Source organism: Hydrogenophaga intermedia (assembly GCF_000723405.1).
GTDB classification, from domain to species: Bacteria; Pseudomonadota; Gammaproteobacteria; order Burkholderiales; family Burkholderiaceae_C; genus Hydrogenophaga; species Hydrogenophaga intermedia.
Genome location: NZ_CCAE010000005.1, coordinates 50,461 through 65,576, shown reverse-complemented (window position 1 = coordinate 65,576; position 15,116 = coordinate 50,461). Strand labels below are relative to the sequence as shown.

15 protein-coding genes are annotated in these 15,116 nt (G+C 69.4%); 12 read left to right on the top strand and 3 right to left on the bottom strand.

The annotated features are described in order from the left end of the window. The first annotated feature begins 40 nt into the window (after nt 1-40). Entirely contained in the window at nt 41-1,000 is a 960-nt protein-coding gene (locus BN948_RS05150) for a LysR family transcriptional regulator (protein ID WP_009515821.1), read from the top strand. Between the two features lie 33 nt (nt 1,001-1,033). Here the strand turns inward: BN948_RS05150 and BN948_RS05145 are convergent, their stop codons facing one another. After that, the gene (locus tag BN948_RS05145; protein WP_009515822.1) at nt 1,034-2,575 is read right to left on the bottom strand and encodes a helicase HerA-like domain-containing protein; all 1,542 of its coding nucleotides are present in this window, start codon (nt 2,573-2,575) and stop codon (nt 1,034-1,036) included. A gap of 97 nt (nt 2,576-2,672) precedes the next feature. Between BN948_RS05145 and BN948_RS05140 the strand changes: the two genes are divergently transcribed. From BN948_RS05140 to BN948_RS05105, 8 genes are read left to right on the top strand one after another with little or no spacing between them, the layout of a single operon-like run. Then, the gene (locus tag BN948_RS05140) at nt 2,673-3,398 is read left to right on the top strand and encodes a YebC/PmpR family DNA-binding transcriptional regulator (protein ID WP_009515823.1); all 726 of its coding nucleotides are present in this window, start codon (nt 2,673-2,675) and stop codon (nt 3,396-3,398) included. Continuing rightward, nucleotides 3,395-4,669 (top strand): phosphoribosylamine--glycine ligase, encoded by a 1,275-nt coding sequence (gene purD / locus BN948_RS05135; RefSeq protein WP_009515824.1) that lies wholly within the window; start codon nt 3,395-3,397, stop codon nt 4,667-4,669. The genes BN948_RS05140 and purD overlap by 4 nt, the downstream gene beginning before the upstream one ends. A gap of 47 nt (nt 4,670-4,716) precedes the next feature. Then, nucleotides 4,717-5,637 carry an oxygen-dependent coproporphyrinogen oxidase gene (gene hemF, locus BN948_RS05130; protein WP_009515825.1) on the top strand — a complete coding sequence of 307 codons (921 nt, stop codon included), beginning with the start codon at nt 4,717-4,719 and terminating at the stop codon, nt 5,635-5,637. Continuing rightward, nucleotides 5,637-6,284, top strand: a complete 648-nt coding sequence (gene nadD, locus BN948_RS05125) for a nicotinate (nicotinamide) nucleotide adenylyltransferase (RefSeq protein WP_009515826.1) — start codon at nt 5,637-5,639, stop codon at nt 6,282-6,284. Before hemF ends, nadD begins: the two co-directional genes overlap by 1 nt. Beyond that, nucleotides 6,281-6,982 (top strand): ribosome silencing factor, encoded by a 702-nt coding sequence (rsfS, locus tag BN948_RS05120; protein WP_009515827.1) that lies wholly within the window; start codon nt 6,281-6,283, stop codon nt 6,980-6,982. Before nadD ends, rsfS begins: the two co-directional genes overlap by 4 nt. Next, a complete protein-coding gene (rlmH, locus tag BN948_RS05115; protein WP_009515828.1) occupies nt 6,979-7,446 on the top strand; it encodes a 23S rRNA (pseudouridine(1915)-N(3))-methyltransferase RlmH in 468 nt (155 codons plus the stop codon). Before rsfS ends, rlmH begins: the two co-directional genes overlap by 4 nt. Continuing rightward, entirely contained in the window at nt 7,443-8,057 is a 615-nt protein-coding gene (locus BN948_RS05110) for a Maf family protein (protein WP_009515829.1), read from the top strand. Before rlmH ends, BN948_RS05110 begins: the two co-directional genes overlap by 4 nt. Nucleotides 8,058-8,070: 13 nt before the next feature. Beyond that, the gene (locus tag BN948_RS05105; protein WP_009515830.1) at nt 8,071-9,672 is read left to right on the top strand and encodes an Rne/Rng family ribonuclease; all 1,602 of its coding nucleotides are present in this window, start codon (nt 8,071-8,073) and stop codon (nt 9,670-9,672) included. Between the two features lie 84 nt (nt 9,673-9,756). On the opposite strand, the gene BN948_RS05100 is transcribed toward BN948_RS05105, so the two are convergent. Next, a complete protein-coding gene (locus BN948_RS05100; RefSeq protein ID WP_009515831.1) occupies nt 9,757-10,284 on the bottom strand; it encodes an Mpo1 family 2-hydroxy fatty acid dioxygenase in 528 nt (175 codons plus the stop codon). A gap of 57 nt (nt 10,285-10,341) precedes the next feature. Next, the gene (gene msbA, locus BN948_RS05095; RefSeq protein WP_411914401.1) at nt 10,342-12,180 is read right to left on the bottom strand and encodes a lipid A export permease/ATP-binding protein MsbA; all 1,839 of its coding nucleotides are present in this window, start codon (nt 12,178-12,180) and stop codon (nt 10,342-10,344) included. A 181-nt stretch (nt 12,181-12,361) separates the two neighbouring features. Between msbA and tolB the strand changes: the two genes are divergently transcribed. The 3 genes from tolB to ybgF all read left to right on the top strand — a co-directional run bounded on the left by tolB (nt 12,362) and on the right by ybgF (nt 15,096). Continuing rightward, the gene (gene tolB, locus BN948_RS05090) at nt 12,362-13,678 is read left to right on the top strand and encodes a Tol-Pal system beta propeller repeat protein TolB (protein ID WP_050980574.1); all 1,317 of its coding nucleotides are present in this window, start codon (nt 12,362-12,364) and stop codon (nt 13,676-13,678) included. Nucleotides 13,679-13,753: 75 nt separating this feature from the next. Further along, nucleotides 13,754-14,311 carry a peptidoglycan-associated lipoprotein Pal gene (gene pal / locus BN948_RS05085; protein ID WP_009515834.1) on the top strand — a complete coding sequence of 186 codons (558 nt, stop codon included), beginning with the start codon at nt 13,754-13,756 and terminating at the stop codon, nt 14,309-14,311. An 8-nt stretch (nt 14,312-14,319) separates the two neighbouring features. Then, nucleotides 14,320-15,096 carry a tol-pal system protein YbgF gene (gene ybgF, locus BN948_RS05080; RefSeq protein ID WP_009515835.1) on the top strand — a complete coding sequence of 259 codons (777 nt, stop codon included), beginning with the start codon at nt 14,320-14,322 and terminating at the stop codon, nt 15,094-15,096. The last annotated feature ends 20 nt before the right edge of the window (nt 15,097-15,116 follow it).

Below are 15,116 nucleotides of genomic sequence, written 5' to 3'. Positions count from 1 at the left end.
TTAATGCAGCGATCTGGTTATCACAGAAAGAGGCCGCACCATGCTTGCGAACGCACCGGCAGATCCCGTCCGCTCCGTCATCCGGTCGCGACTGAGGCTCAAGCACTTCGAGGTGTTCCGGCACGTCTGCGAACTCCACACGATCCGCAAGGCCGCGGTGGCGTCGAACATGACCCAGCCTGCCGCGACCAAGCTCATCCACGAGCTGGAGGACATGTTCCAGGTGATGCTGTTCCAGCGCACACGGCGCGGCATGCAGATGACGCCGCATGGCGAGATCCTGCGGCGGCACATCGGTGTCGTGATGACGGACATCGGCCACATCGCGGAAGATCTGGACCGCTTCACGCTGGGGGGGGGCGGCACGATCCGCCTCGGCATCATTCCCTCGCTGTCGTCGACCTTGCTGGCGCAATGCATCAACGGGCTGCTGCAGGCGCACCCGGGGACGCGCTTCGCCTTGCAGGAGGGGGCCACCGACGGGCTCATGCAGCAAATGGCCCGCAACGAACTGGACATCATCTTCGGGCGCGTGCTGCACGCCGATCAGCCGCGCCATCTGCGTGTGACGAAGGTCTACACGGAAGCGTTCGACATCGTCTGCGGCCCGCATCACCCCCTGGCCAAGCAGGTGGACGTGAAGTGGAAGGACCTCGCCAAAGCGCGGTGGGTGTTGCCGGCCGTCGGCACGCCTCTGCGGGAGATCGCCGAAAGCATGTTCACGGTGCGGGGGACCCTCCGCCCGGAGGTGGCCGTCGCGTCCAGCAGCTTTCACCAGATGCGCTACGTGATCGGCGCGGGGTCGCTGCTGGGCGTGCTGCCGCACTCGATTGCGCAGACCGCGCAGGCGAACGGTGATCTGGCCATCCTGCGGCCGAAACAGGCGGCCAACGTCGCGCCCATCAGCCTGATGGTGCGCGGCGACATCGAACCGTCGCCGGTGGTGGCGGCCTTCGAGGCCACGGTGATCCGGACGGCCAAGGCGCTCGGGCTCGACTGAGCGCCGCCCGCCGCTCCCGTGGCGCGGGGTGGCTCAGCGCTTGCCGCCCAGCAAGCCGCCCAGCACCCCACGCAGGATCTGCCGGCCCAGGCCGCTGGCCACGGTGCGCGCGGCTGTCTTGGCCATGGTCTGCACCAGGCCGTCGTACTGGCCGCCGCGCGGGCCGGTGCGGCCGAACAGCACCTCGTTGATGACGCTCTTTTCCTCCGCAGCCGGGGCGCCCTTGGCCGCGCCGGGGATGCGCGGGGCCTTGGCGGCGGGCTTGCCTTCAGCGGCCTCGGCGGCTTCCTCCACGCGCGCTCCGGCGTGGGCACGGAACATCTCGTAGGCGCTCTCGCGGTCCACCAGCTTTTCGTAGGTGCCGGCCACCAGCGAGCCCTTGATCAAGGCCTGTCGCTGCTCGGGCGTGATGGGGCCGATCTGGCTGCCCGGCGGCACCACGTAGGCGCGCTCGGTCTCGCAGGGGCGACCCTTGGCGTCCAGGAAGCTCACCAGGGCCTCGCCCACGGCGAGTTCGGTGATGGCGGCCTCGATGTCCAGCCCCGCCTTGGGCCGCATGGTCTGCGCGGTGGACTTCACCGCCTTCTGGTCGCGCGGGGTGAAGGCGCGCAGCGCGTGCTGCACGCGGTTGCCGAGCTGGCCGAGCACGCTGTCGGGGATGTCCAGCGGGTTCTGCGTCACGAAGTACACGCCCACGCCCTTGGAGCGCACCAGGCGCACCACAAGCTCGATGCGCTCGACCAGCACCTTGGGCGCCTCGTCGAACAGCAGGTGGGCCTCGTCGAAGAAGAACACCAGCTTCGGCTTGTCGGGGTCGCCGATCTCGGGCAGGGTCTCGAACAGCTCCGACAGCATCCACAGCAGGAAGGTGGCGTACAGGCGCGGCGCGTTGAGCAGCTTGTCGGCCGCCAGGATGTTGATGACGCCCTTGCCGTCCACCGTCTGCATGAAATCGGCGATGTCCAGCATGGGTTCGCCGAAGAACTTGTCGCCGCCCTGCGATTCGACCTGCATCAGCCCGCGCTGGATGGCGCCGATGGAGGCCGCGCTGATGTTGCCGTACTCGGTGGTGAACTGCTTGGCGTTGTCGCCCACGTGCTGCAGCATGGCCCTCAGGTCCTTCATGTCGAGCAGCAGCAGGCCGTTGTCATCCGCGATCTTGAAGATCAGGTTGAGCACGCCGGTCTGCGTGTCGTTCAGGTTGAGCATGCGCGCCAGCAGCAGCGGGCCCATGTCGCTGACGGTGGCACGCACGGGGTGGCCCTGTTCGCCGAACACGTCCCACAGGGTGGTGGGGCATTCGGTGGGCTGCGGCAACTCGATGCCGCGCTCGGCCAGCACTGCGGCCATCTTCTCGCCGATCCTGCCGGTCTGGCTGATGCCGCAAAGATCGCCTTTCACGTCGGCCATGAACACCGGCACACCGATGCGCGAGAAACCCTCGGCCATGGCCTGCAGGGTCACGGTCTTGCCGGTGCCGGTGGCGCCGGTGATGAGGCCGTGGCGGTTGGCCAGGCCGGGCAGCACCTGGCAGGTGGTCTGGGCGTTCTTGGCGATCAGCAGGGGTTCGGCCATGGTCGGGTCCTGGTGGGGGGGGGCGGGGCAGGTTGGGCACGATCGTAAAATCGCGGGCTCATTAGATCAAAGCCAGCAGGCATTTCGAGGACTTCCCATGGCCGGACACAGCAAGTGGGCGAACATCCAGCACCGCAAGGGGCGCCAGGACGAGAAGCGGGGGAAGATCTGGACCCGTGTGATCCGTGAAATCACGGTGGCCGCGCGCAGCGGCGGCGGCGACCCGGCCATGAACCCGCGCCTTCGCCTGGCGATCGAGAAGGCCAAGGCGGCCAACATGCCGGCCGACCGCATCAAGTACAACGTGGACAAGGCCTCGGGCACGCTGGAAGGCCTGTCGCTGGAAGAAATCCGCTACGAGGGTTATGGCATCGGCGGGGCGGCGGTCATCCTGGACACCATGACCGACAACCGCGTGCGCACCGTGGCCGAGGTGCGCCACGCCTTCAGCAAGTACGGTGGCAACCTGGGCACCGAAGGCTCGGTGGCCTTCCAGTTCAAGCACTGCGGCCAGCTCATCTTCGCGCCGGGCACGTCGGAAGACGCGGTGATGGAGGCGGCGCTGGAAGCCGGCGCCGAGGACGTGATCACCGACGACGAGGGCGCCATCGAGGTGCTGACCCCGCCCGCCGACTTCGAGGCGGTGAAGGACGCGCTGGAGGCCAAGGGCCTGAAGGCCGAGTTCGCCGAAGTGACCATGCGCGCGGAGAACACCATCGCCCTGAGCGGCGAAGACGGCGCCCGCATGCAGAAGCTGCTCGACATCCTGGAAGACCTGGACGACGTGCAGAACGTTTTCCACAACGCTGAAATCTCGGAATGAAGGTTCTCGTCATTGGCGGCGGTGGCCGCGAACACGCGCTGGCCTGGCGCCTGAAACAATCCGAGGGTGTGAGCGAGGTCTTCGTGGCCCCGGGCAACGCCGGCACGGCGCGCGATCCGCAACTCACCAACCTGCCCATCACCGACAAGCTGGCGTTGCGCGAATGGGTGCAGGCCAATGGCGTCGCGCTCACCGTGGTGGGCCCCGAGGCGCCGCTGGCGGCCGGCGTGGTGGACGAGTTCCGCGCCCACGGCCTGGCCATCTTCGGGCCCACGCAGAAGGCCGCGCAGCTGGAAAGCTCCAAGGCCTTCAGCAAGGCCTTCATGCAACGCCACGGCATTCCCACGGCTGAGTACCAGGCTTTCACCGACCCGGCCCAAGCCCACGCCTACGTGGACGCCAAGGGCGCGCCCATCGTCGTCAAGGCCGATGGCCTGGCGGCCGGCAAGGGCGTGGTGGTGGCCATGACGGCGGCCGAGGCGCACGAGGCCATCGACTTCATGCTGCTGGACAACAAGCTCGGCGTGGCGCACAACGAAGGCGGCGCGCGCGTCGTCATCGAGGAGTTCCTGCAGGGCGAAGAGGCCAGCTTCATCGTGCTGTGCGACGGCGAGCACGCCCTGGCCCTGGCCACCAGCCAGGACCACAAGCGCCTGAAAGACGCCGACCAGGGCCCCAACACGGGTGGCATGGGCGCCTACTCGCCCGCGCCGGTGGTGACGCCCGCCGTGCACCAGCGCGCCATGGACGAGGTGATCCTGCCCACGCTGCGCGGCATGAAGGCCGACGGCATTCCCTACACCGGCTTCCTCTACGCGGGCCTCATGATCACGCCCGACGGCGCGGTCAAGACGCTCGAGTTCAATTGCCGCATGGGCGACCCCGAGACCCAGCCCATCATGATGCGGCTGCGCAGCAACCTGGCGCAGGTGCTGCTGGCCGCCACGCGCGGCGAGCTCGACCGCGTGCAGCTCGACTGGGACCCGCGCGTGGCGCTGGGCGTGGTGATGGCCGCCGCCGGCTACCCGTTCGATCCGCGCAAGGGCGACACCATCACCGGCCTGCCCGCCGACGAGGCCGATCGCATGGTGTTCCACGCGGGTACGGCGGCGGACGGCGAGGCCGTGCGCGTCTCGGGCGGGCGCGTGCTGTGTGTGACCGCGCTGGCCGACTCGGTGGCGCAGGCGCAGCGCCGCGCCTACGAGGTGGTCGACGGCATCGCTTTCGATGGCATGCAGTGCCGCCGCGACATCGGCTTTCGCGCGCTGTGATCGTTGCGCCCGATGCCGGCGGGCCTGAAGCCTGCTAGGGTCTGAGCATGGCCCTTGACAACCCGATCGCGAACGTCCGCGAGTACCTGGTCGATCTGCAGGAGCGGATCACGTCCACCGTGGCGATGGTCGACGGCGGCCAGTTCGTGGTCGACCGCTGGAAGAAGCGCCCCGGCGAGAAGCTGCAGGGCAGCGGCATCACGCAGATCCTGGAAGACGGCCCCGTGTTCGAGCGCGCGGGCTGCGGCTTCTCTCACGTGCGCGGACCGCAATTGCCGCCCTCGGCCACGCAGCACCGGCCCGAACTGGCCGGCGCCCCGTTCGAGGCCATGGGCGTGTCGCTGGTGTTCCACCCGCGCAACCCGTACGTGCCCACGGTGCACATGAACGTGCGCATGATCGCCGCCACGCCCAAGGGCAAGGCGCCGGTGTGCTGGTTCGGCGGCGGCATGGACCTCACGCCGTACTACGGCTTCGAGGACGACGCGAAGCACTTTCATCGCGCCTGCAAGGCCGCACTCGACCCCTTCGGCGTCGACAAGTACCCCCGCTTCAAGCGGTGGTGCGACGAGTACTTCTACCTCAAGCACCGCGACGAGCAGCGCGGCGTGGGTGGCGTGTTCTTCGATGACTTCTCCGAGCTGGGTTTCAACGGCAGTTTCGCCATGATGAGCTCCGTGGGCGACGCCTTCCTGGACGCCTACCTGCCCATCGTCGACCGCCGCAAGAACACCGCCTACGGCGAGCGCGAGCGCAGCTTCCAGCTCTACCGCCGCGGCCGCTACGTCGAGTTCAACCTCGTGTGGGACCGGGGGACGCACTTCGGCCTGCAGTCGGGTGGGCGCAGCGAATCCATCCTGCTGTCCATGCCGCCGCTCGTGAGCTGGGCCTACAACCGCCAGACGAAAAAAGGCACGCCCGAGGACCAGCTCTACCGCAACTTCCTGGTGCGCCGGGACTGGGTCTGATGGCCAGCGCCACCCGGCCCATCCAGCGCGTCGGCATGTTCGGCGGCGCGTTCGATCCGCCGCACACCGCGCACCGCGCGCTCGCGCAGGCGGCGCTGGAGCAGCTCGGGCTGGACGTGCTGCACGTGATGCCCACCGGGCAGGCCTGGCACAAGGCGCGCACGCTCTCGGCCGCGCGCCACCGCATCGCCATGTGCGAGGCTGCCTTCGGTGACCTGCCGCGCGTGCGCATCGACCGCCGCGAAACCGGGCGCCACGGACCCAGCTACACCGCCGACACCCTGGCCGAACTGCGCGCCGAGTACCCGCAGGCCACTTTGTACCTGGTGCTGGGCGCGGACCAGTTGCTCGCGTTCAAGTCCTGGGTGCGCTGGGAAGAGGTGCTCTCGCTGGCCACACTGGCGGTGGCCAACCGGCCCACCAACATCGGCGCGCAGGCCCTGCGCGGGGACGCGCCGCTCACCGATCTCAGCGGTGTGGACCTGCCCTTCGTACCGCTGTGCATGCCCTTGCAACACATCAGCGCAACCGCCCTGCGCGCCAAACTGGCCACCGAGCCGGCCGACGACCCGTCACTGGACCTGCTGGTCCCGGATGCGGTCGCAAGCTATATTTCACAGAACCACCTCTACCAGACCCCTACATGACCAGCGAATCCGCCGCGAAAAAAGACATCCAGAAACTGCAACGGGCCATCGTCGATGGCCTGGAGGACGTCAAGGGCCAGGACATCGTGGTCTTCAACACCGAGGAGCTGTCACCGCTGTTCGAGCGCGTGATCGTCGCCAGCGGCACCTCCAACCGCCAGACGAAGGCGCTGGCGGCCAGCGTGCGCGACGCGGTGCGCGAGGCCGGCTTCGACAAGCCGCGCATCGAAGGCGAGGAGAACGGCGAGTGGATCATCGTGGACTGCGGCCCGGCCGTGGCACACGTGATGCAGCCCGCCATCCGCCAGTACTACCGCCTCGAGGAAATCTGGGGCGCCAAGCCCGTGCGCCTGACCACGGCCACGGCCAAGAAGGCCGAGGCCGCGAAGAAGAAGGAGAAGGCCAAGTCCGCTGCCGACAAGGTGGCCGAGGCCAAGCCGGTGTCGGCCAAGGCGGTGGTGCGCAAGGCCGCCGCGAAAGCCGCCAAAGCGCCCGCGCCCGCGAAGAAGGGCGCCCCCGCCAAGAAGGCCGCGCCCGGCGGCAAACCGGCCACCAAGAAGGCGGCACCCGCCAAACCCCGCGCCGGCATGGCCAAGGTGGTGGTCGGGCAGGCCAGCGCGAAGAAGAAGGCCTCTCCCAAGGCCGCACCCGCCGCCACCCGCAAGCCGGCCAGGCCCGCCACCAAGAAGAAGGCATGAAGCTCGTGATCGTCGCGGTCGGGCAGAAGGTGCCCGACTGGGCCCAGACCGCCTACGACGATTACGCCAAACGCTTTCCCCCGGAACTGCGCGTCGAGCTCAAGGCCGTCAAGACCGAGCCGCGCGGTTCCAAGACCACCGAAACCCTCTGGGCCGCGGAGCGCCAGCGCATCGAGGCGGCCATTCCGCGCGGCGCGCGTGTGGTGGCGCTGGACGAGCGCGGCACCACGCTGACGACGCAGGCGCTCGCGCAGCAGCTTCGGCAATGGCAACTCGGCGGTGACGATGTGGCCCTGGTCATCGGCGGACCGGACGGCCTGGACCCGGCCTTTCGCGAGGGTGCGCATCAGCGCATCCGCCTGTCCGACCTGACGCTGCCGCACGCCATGGTGCGCGTGCTGCTGATCGAGCAGCTCTATCGCGCGTGGTCCATCAACGCGAATCACCCCTATCACCGCGAATGAAGCATCAGGGCCCCTTCGTCTATCTCGCGTCGCAAAGCCCGCGCCGCCGCGAACTGCTCACCCAGTGGGGCGTGCGCCTCGAGTTGCTGCTGCCGGACGCCGACGAAGACGCCGAGTCGCTGGAGGCCGCCCACCTGAACGAGGCGCCCGCGCGCTACGTGCAGCGCGTCACCGCGCTCAAGCTCGAGGCCGCCATGGCGCGCCTGAAGCGACGTGGTCTGCCGGCCGCGCCCGTGCTGTGCGCCGACACCACCGTCGCGCTGGGCCGCCGCATCCTGGGCAAGCCAGCCGACGCGGCCGATGCGCGGCGGATGTTGGCCGACCTGTCGGGGCGTGCGCACCGGGTGCTCACGGCCGTGGCGGTGGGCAAGGGCGCGCGCCGCTGGCAGGCCTTGTCGGCCTCCAGCGTGGTGTTCGACGCGCTCACGCCCACGCAGATCCGTCGCTACGTCGACGGCGGCGAGCCCATGGGCAAGGCCGGCGCCTACGCCATCCAGGGCCACGCGGGCCTGTGGATCCGCCGCATCGCCGGCAGCCACACCGGCATCGTGGGCCTGCCCGCCTTCGAGACCGCCCAGCTCCTGCGCGCGGCCGGCCTTTCCATCCTTTGACGAGCACCACCCCATGAACCAGGACATCCTGATCAACTGGTCTCCGCAGGAGACGCGCGTGGCCGTGGTGGAGCAGGGCGCCGTGCAGGAGGTCCACATCGAGCGCACGCTGGAGCGTGGCCTGGTGGGCAACATCTACCTGGGCAAGGTCTCGCGCGTGCTGCCGGGCATGCAGTCGGCCTTTCTCGACATCGGCCTGGACCGCGCGGCCTTCCTGCACGTGGCCGATCTCATGCCCAACATCCAGGCCAAGCACGCGGCGCCGCGCGCGAGCGCGCCCGTGGTGCCCGCGCCTACGCCTGCCGACGCCGACCCGGTGGCCTCCCCGAACGGCCTTCCGCCGGGAACCGCACCCGCCGCCGCGCCCGTCACGGCGCCCAAGGTGCTCGCGCCCAACCCGGTGCTGCCCATCGAGAAGCAGATCTTCGAGGGCCAGGCGCTCATGGTGCAGGTGCTCAAGGACCCGATCGGCACCAAGGGCGCGCGGCTCACGGCGCAGATCAGCATCGCGGGCCGGCTGCTGGTGTTCCTGCCGCAGGACAACCACATCGGCGTGTCGCAGAAGATCCCGCCCGCGCAGCGCGAGGCCCTGCGCCAACGCCTGCTGGCCCTCACCGCCACCAGTGACGGAAGCCCCTCGGGTGGCTTCATTCTGCGGACCAACGCCGAGGACGCCGACGACGAGGAGCTGGCCGACGACGTGGCCTACCTGCGCAAGACCTGGCTTCGCATCAAGGAGGCCGCGCTGCGCCAGCCGCCGGCCTCGCTGCTGCACGAAGACCTCAACCTCATGCAGCGCGTTCTGCGTGACCTCTCGGGCGCGGGCACGCAGTCGATCCGCATCGACTCGCGTGAGCAATTCGGCCTGCTCAAGGTCTTTGCCGACGAGTTCATGCCCGACACCGTGGCCAAGCTGCAGCCCTACAGCGGCGAGCGGCCCATCTTCGACCTGTTCAACGTGGACGAGGAGATCGTGCGCGCGCTGGGCCGGCGGGTGGAGCTCAAGTCGGGAGGCTACCTCGTCATCGACCAGACCGAGGCCCTGACCACGGTGGACGTGAACACCGGCGGCTTCGTGGGCGCGCGCAACTTCGACGACACGGTGTTCCGCACCAACCTCGAGGCGGCGCAGGCCATTGCCCGGCAACTGCGCCTGCGCAACCTGGGCGGCATCATCATCGTCGACTTCATCGACATGACGCGCGAGGACCACCGCGAATCGGTGCTGGGCGAGTTCCGCAAGCAACTCGCGCGCGACCGCGTCAAGACCATGATCGGCGGCTTCTCGCAACTCGGCCTGGTGGAGATGACGCGCAAGCGCACGCGCGAGTCACTGGCCCACATGCTGAGCGAGGCCTGCGAGGCCTGCGGGGGCAAGGGCCACGTGAAGACCGCGCGCAGCGTCTGTTATGACATCCTGCGGGAGATCCTGCGGGAAGCGCGCGCCTTCAACCCGCGCGAGTTCCGTGTGGTGGCCTCACCCAAGGTGGTGGAGCTGTTCCTCGACGAGGAGCGCGCGCACCTGGCGGGGCTGTCGGAGTTCATCGGCAAGCCGATCTCGCTGCAGAGCGAGAACTCGATGACGCAGGAACAGTACGACATCGTGCTCATGTGAGCACCCCCGCCGCGCTGCGCGCGACCCCCCCCAAGGGGGCGATGCCGACGGGCCGGCGGAGCCGGATCCGTGGCATCTCTGGGTTCAGGCGGCGCGCGCCGGCGGCCCTTCGCGCACCGGGCCCACGCGTTCCTCGATCGCGTGCTGCAACTCGGGCCGCAGGCCCATCAGGAAGCCCAACTCAGCCACCACGAACAGCGGGCCGATGATCAGGCCCACCAGGTCGTCCACGAAGGCGGGCTTGCGGCCCTCGTAGTAGTGGCCGACGAACTGGATCACCCAGCCCACCACGAACAGGCCGATACCCACCGTAAGCCACACGGCGGTGGACTGCGCCGCCACCGACTGCGCGAACCACAGCGACAGCGCCATCAGCGCCGCCATGACCACGCCCAGGCGCAGGTCCAGCTTGAGGTAGTACAGCACCGTGAGCAGCGTGACCACGGTGGCCGGTGACAGCGCCACCGCGCCCCACTGTGCGAACACCGGCCGCGCCAGCAGCACGGCCACGGCCAGCACGATCATGGGGATGCCGACGAAGTGGGTGAGGATGTTGCGGCGGTCGCGGTGGTAGGCCGCGTACTGCGTGAGCTGCTCGGTCAGGTTGCGCATGGCGTGTCTCCGCTGCGGGCTGTTGTCCCGCGGTTGTACACCCGCGCGCCGCCGCGCTCAATCCGGTGCGACCTGGGGCGCTGTCGCCTCGGCGTCCGATCCCGCCGAGCCCAGCCCCTGCGCGTGCAGCCGGGCGTAGACCCCATCGGCCGCCAGCAACTGAGCGTGCGATCCCTGTTCCACGATGCGTCCCTCGGCCAGCACGATCACGCGGTCGGCGTGTTCGATGGTGGACAGCCGGTGCGCGATGACCAGGGTGGTGCGCCCGCGCATGAGCCGCGCCAGCGCGTCCTGCACCAGCCGCTCGGACTCGTTGTCCAGCGCCGAGGTGGCCTCGTCGAGGATGAGGATGGGCGCGTCCTTGTAGATGGCGCGCGCGATGGCCAGGCGCTGGCGCTGTCCGCCCGAGAGTTCGGTGGCGTTGTGGCCCACGTTGGTGTGCATGCCCTGGGGCAGGCGCTCCAACAGGTCGCCCAGGTTGGCCGACAGCAGGGCGGCGCGCACACGCTCGTCGTCGATGTCCTTGTCGGCCGCGCCCAGGGCCACGTTGGCGGCGAGGCTGTCGTTGAGCATCACCACGTCCTGGCTCACCAGGGCGAACTGGCGGCGCAGGCTGGCCAGGTCCCACGCGGGCAAGGGCACACCGTCGAGCGACACCGCGCCGCGATCGACCTCGACGAAGCGCGGCAGCAGGTTGATCAGCGTGGTCTTGCCCGAGCCCGAGGGGCCGACGAAGGCCACGACCTCGCCGGGGCGGATGTCCAGGTCGATGCCGCGCAGGGCCAGGCCGGCGTCCTCGCCGCCGTTCGCCGGCTCCGCCTTGGGGGGGTAGCGCACCCACACGTCCTGCAGGTGGATGGCGCCTTGCACGCGCTCGGCCACGTGCGTGCCGCCGGTCTGCTCGGGCGTCTGCTCGATGAGCTCGATGCCGCGCTCCAGCGCCGCCAGGCCGCGCGTGATGGGCGAGGCGATCTCGGCCAGGTGCCGGATCGGCGCGATGAGCATCAGCATGGCGGTGACGAAGGCCACGAAATTGCCCACGGTGACGCCCGTGGTGCTGCTCTGCCACAGCGCCACGGCGATGACGGCCGACAGCGCGGCCGAGGCCAGCAACTGGGTGAAGGGCGTCATGGCCGCCATGGCGATGGTGCTTTTGAGGGCGAGGCGGCGCAGCGCCACGCTGAGGTGGTCGAAGCGCTCGGCCTGGCGCCGCTGCGCGCCGTGCAGGCGCACCACGCGGTGGGCCAGGGCGTTTTCCTCCACCACATAGGCCAGTTCGTCGGTGGCCTGCTGGCTGGCGCGCGTGAGCCGGTACAGGCGCTTGGAGAGCACGCGCATGATCCAGGCCAGGCCGGGGAACACCGCGATCACGATCAGCGTGAGCTTCCAGTTCAGGTAGAGCAGATAGCCCATGAGCGCCAGCAGCGTGAGCGAGTCGCGCGCCAGCGTGAGAAAGGACGAGACCAGCATCTGCGAGCCGGTCTGCACCTCGTACACCAGTGTGTTGGACAGCTTGCTCGCGCTCTGGCGCGAGAACAGGGAGAGCTGCGCCGCGTTGAGCTTGGCGAACATGGCGCGGCGCAGGTTGAGCATGCCCGTGTTGGCCGTGTACGAGAGCGCGTACTGCGCCACGAAGGAGGCCATGCCACGCACCCCGAACAGGCCCATGAAGGCCACGGGCACCATCCACAGCGGGATGCGCCCGTCGTTGAAGCCCTCGTCCAGCAGGGTCTTGAGCAGGGCGGGAATGAGCGGCTCGGTCAGCGCGCCGATCACCGTGGCCAAGGCGGCGAAGATGATGCCGGTCTTGGCGTCGCGGAAATAAGGCCAGACGCGCAGCAGCCGTTGGCGCAGCGGACCGGAGGGGAGGGCGGTAGACGGGTCGGTCGGGTTCAAATCGGGTGTTCGGATCGGGCGCCGGAGGAAGCGCTTGGGGAACCAAATGGACGCGGGCGCGGTCCAGCAGCCGCGAGGGCACACATCTTGTCACGGCTTGCCTGCGGACGTCCGTTATTATCGGCCGCTACTTCCAAGGGCACCGGGCCACGCGCCCCGCGCTGCCCGCCACCCCAACACCATGCACCAACCGCCCCGACTCCATCCCTCGACCGGGATGCCGCGCCGGCATGCCCTGGGTCTCCTCTCCGCCTCCACCCTGCTGGGCTGGCCCGCTTCCAACGCCCTGGCGCAGTTCCGGGTCGAGGTCACGGGCGTGGGCCTCACGCGTTTTCCCTTCTCCGCCGTCAGCTTCCGCGGCAATGAGGCCGCGAGCGAGAACATCGCCGCCATCGTGCGCGCCGACCTCGAACGCTCGGGCCAGTTCGTGGCCGTGCCGCCCCTGAGCGGCGCGCTCGACGAAACCTCGCGGCCCGACCTCGCCCCCTGGCGCGAGCGCGGCGCCGACTCCCTGCTCACCGGTAGCGTCACCCGCCTGGCCGACGGCCGCTTCGACGTGCGCTTCCGCCTGTGGGACGTGGTGCGTGCGCAAGACCTGGGCGGCCTGAGCTACCCCGTGGGCGCCACCGACCTGCGCCTGGCGGCCCACAAGATCGCCGACTACATCTACGAAAAGCTCACCGGCGAAAAAGGCGTGTTCTCCACCCGCATCGCCTACGTCACCAAGGCCGGCACGCGCCACAGCCTGTGGGTGGCCGACGCCGACGGCGAGAACGCGCGCGCCGCGCTCACCAGCCCCGAGCCCATCATCTCGCCGAGCTGGGCGCCCGGTGGAGGGCAACTGGCCTACGTGTCCTTCGAGTCGCGCAAGCCCGTCATCTACGCGCACGAAGTGGCTTCCGGCAAGCGCCGCCTGCTGGCCAACTTCCGCGGCTCCAACAGTGCGCCGGCCTGGTCGCCGGATGGCCGCTCGGTCGTGGCCACGCTGTCCCTGTCGGGCAACGCCCAGCTCTACACCATGGACGCCAACGGCGGCGAGCCGCGCCGCCTGACGCAAAGCGCCAGCATCGACACCGAGCCGGTCTTCAGTGCCGATGGCAAGCAGATCTACTTCGTGAGCGACCGCGGCGGCTCGCCGCAGATCTACCGCATGGCCCCCCAGGGCGGCAATGCGCAGCGGGTCACCTTCACCGGCAACTACAACATTTCGCCCTCGGTCAGCCCCGACGGCCGCTGGCTCGCCTTCATCTCGCGTGTCAACGGTGCCTTCCGCCTGCACGTGATGGAGCTGTCCACCGGCACCGTCACCGCGCTCACCGAAACCAGCGGCGACGAGAGCCCCAGCTTCGCACCCAACAGCCGCATGATCATCTACGCCACCCGCGACAAGGGCGGCGACGCACTCATGACCACCACGGTGGATGGGCGCATCAAGACCCGCCTGGCGGGCGCGCAGGGCGACATCCGCGAGCCCGAGTGGGGCCCCTTCCTGCGCTGACCGGCAGGGCTTTTGCCAGACGTGTTTCCCTTTTCGTTTCCGTTTCTCCTTCAACAACACCTCTCAGGAATCAACATGATCCCTACCTCCGCTCTCCGACGCACCAGCACCCTGCTTGCCGCCCTGATCGCTGCCGCCGTGCTGGCGGCCTGCGGCTCCAACGTTCGCCTCGATGAGCCCCCGGTCGAAGACCGCACCGGCACCGCCGCGGGTGCTGGCGGCGCGGGCGGACAGGGCAGTGGCGTGGACCAGCGCGGCGTGGCCGGCGTGCAGGTGCCGGGCGCCGGCAGCACCCAGCCGACGCAGATGCAGCGCATCGTGTACTTCGACTACGACAGCTTCGAGGTCAAGCCCGACGCCACCCAACTGCTTGAGGCCAACGCCCGTTACCTCAACGCCAACCGCAACGTGCGCGTGGCCCTGGAAGGCCACACCGACGAGCGCGGTGGCCGCGAATACAACCTGGCGCTGGGCCAGAAGCGCGCCGAGGCCGTGCGCCGCGCCATGTCGCTGCTGGGCGTGCCCGACAGCCAGATGGAAGCCGTGAGCTTCGGCGAAGAGAAGCCCGCGCAGACCGGCGCCGACGAGTCCGCCTGGGCCAAGAACCGCCGCGTCGAACTGACCTACCGTTGAGCCGCGGCATGAGCATTGCGCGCTGGAACACCACGCTTGCCGCCAGCGTCCTGGCGCTGGGCGGCCTGTGGGCGCCCTCCGCCCACGCACTGTTCGGCGACGACGAGGCACGCAAGGCCATTGTCGACCTGCGCCAGCAGGTCGAGGCGGGCCGCCAGGCGTCCGAGGCCGCGGCCGCGCAGCAGCGCGAAAGCGACGCCTCGATCAAGCGCAGCATGCTCGAACTGGCCAACCAGATCGAGCAACTGCGTGGAGAGATCGCCCGCCTGCGCGGCCAGAACGAGCAGCTCGCGCGCGAGGTGGCCGACCTGCAGCGCGCCCAGAAGGACGTGCAGGCCGGCATCGACGAGCGCCTGCGCCAGGTCGAGCCGGTGAAGGTCGAGCTCGACGGCCGCAGCTTCACCGCGCAGCCGGCCGAGAAGGCCGAGTTCGACGCCGCCATGGCCACGCTGCGCAAGTCCGACTTCGTGGGCGCCACCGCCGCCTACACCGGCTTCTTGCGGCGCTACCCCACCAGCGGCTATACCCCCGTGGCGCTGTACTGGCTGGGCAACGCGCAGTACGCCGCGCGCGCCTACAAGGACGCGGTGGACTCGCACCAGCGCCTGGTGCGCGAGTTCCCCGACCACCCGCGCACCCCCGAGGCCATGCTGGCCCTGGCCAACAGCCAGGTCGAACTCAAGGACACCAAGGGCGCCCGCAAAACGCTCGAGGACCTGGTGAAGCAGCACCCACAGAGCGAAGCCGCCGGCGCCGCCAAGGAGCGCATCGCACGCTTGAAGTGAAGGGACATGGGGCCGCACCT

Bases quoted from the DNA above. Each gene is read 5' to 3' on its own strand.
- BN948_RS05145 (WP_009515822.1), bottom strand. From the start codon at position 2,575: ATGGCCGAACCCCTGCTGATCGCCAAGAACGCCCAGACCACCTGCCAG.
- BN948_RS05105 (WP_009515830.1), top strand. From the start codon at position 8,071: ATGAACCAGGACATCCTGATCAACTGGTCTCCGCAGGAGACGCGCGTG.
- purD (WP_009515824.1), top strand. From the start codon at position 3,395: ATGAAGGTTCTCGTCATTGGCGGCGGTGGCCGCGAACACGCGCTGGCC.
- rsfS (WP_009515827.1), top strand. From the start codon at position 6,281: ATGACCAGCGAATCCGCCGCGAAAAAAGACATCCAGAAACTGCAACGG.
- BN948_RS05100 (WP_009515831.1), bottom strand. From the start codon at position 10,284: ATGCGCAACCTGACCGAGCAGCTCACGCAGTACGCGGCCTACCACCGC.
- hemF (WP_009515825.1), top strand. From the start codon at position 4,717: ATGGCCCTTGACAACCCGATCGCGAACGTCCGCGAGTACCTGGTCGAT.
- pal (WP_009515834.1), top strand. From the start codon at position 13,754: ATGATCCCTACCTCCGCTCTCCGACGCACCAGCACCCTGCTTGCCGCC.
- BN948_RS05110 (WP_009515829.1), top strand. From the start codon at position 7,443: ATGAAGCATCAGGGCCCCTTCGTCTATCTCGCGTCGCAAAGCCCGCGC.
- BN948_RS05150 (WP_009515821.1), top strand. From the start codon at position 41: ATGCTTGCGAACGCACCGGCAGATCCCGTCCGCTCCGTCATCCGGTCG.
- rlmH (WP_009515828.1), top strand. From the start codon at position 6,979: ATGAAGCTCGTGATCGTCGCGGTCGGGCAGAAGGTGCCCGACTGGGCC.
- BN948_RS05140 (WP_009515823.1), top strand. From the start codon at position 2,673: ATGGCCGGACACAGCAAGTGGGCGAACATCCAGCACCGCAAGGGGCGC.
- nadD (WP_009515826.1), top strand. From the start codon at position 5,637: ATGGCCAGCGCCACCCGGCCCATCCAGCGCGTCGGCATGTTCGGCGGC.
- ybgF (WP_009515835.1), top strand. From the start codon at position 14,320: ATGAGCATTGCGCGCTGGAACACCACGCTTGCCGCCAGCGTCCTGGCG.
- tolB (WP_050980574.1), top strand. From the start codon at position 12,362: ATGCACCAACCGCCCCGACTCCATCCCTCGACCGGGATGCCGCGCCGG.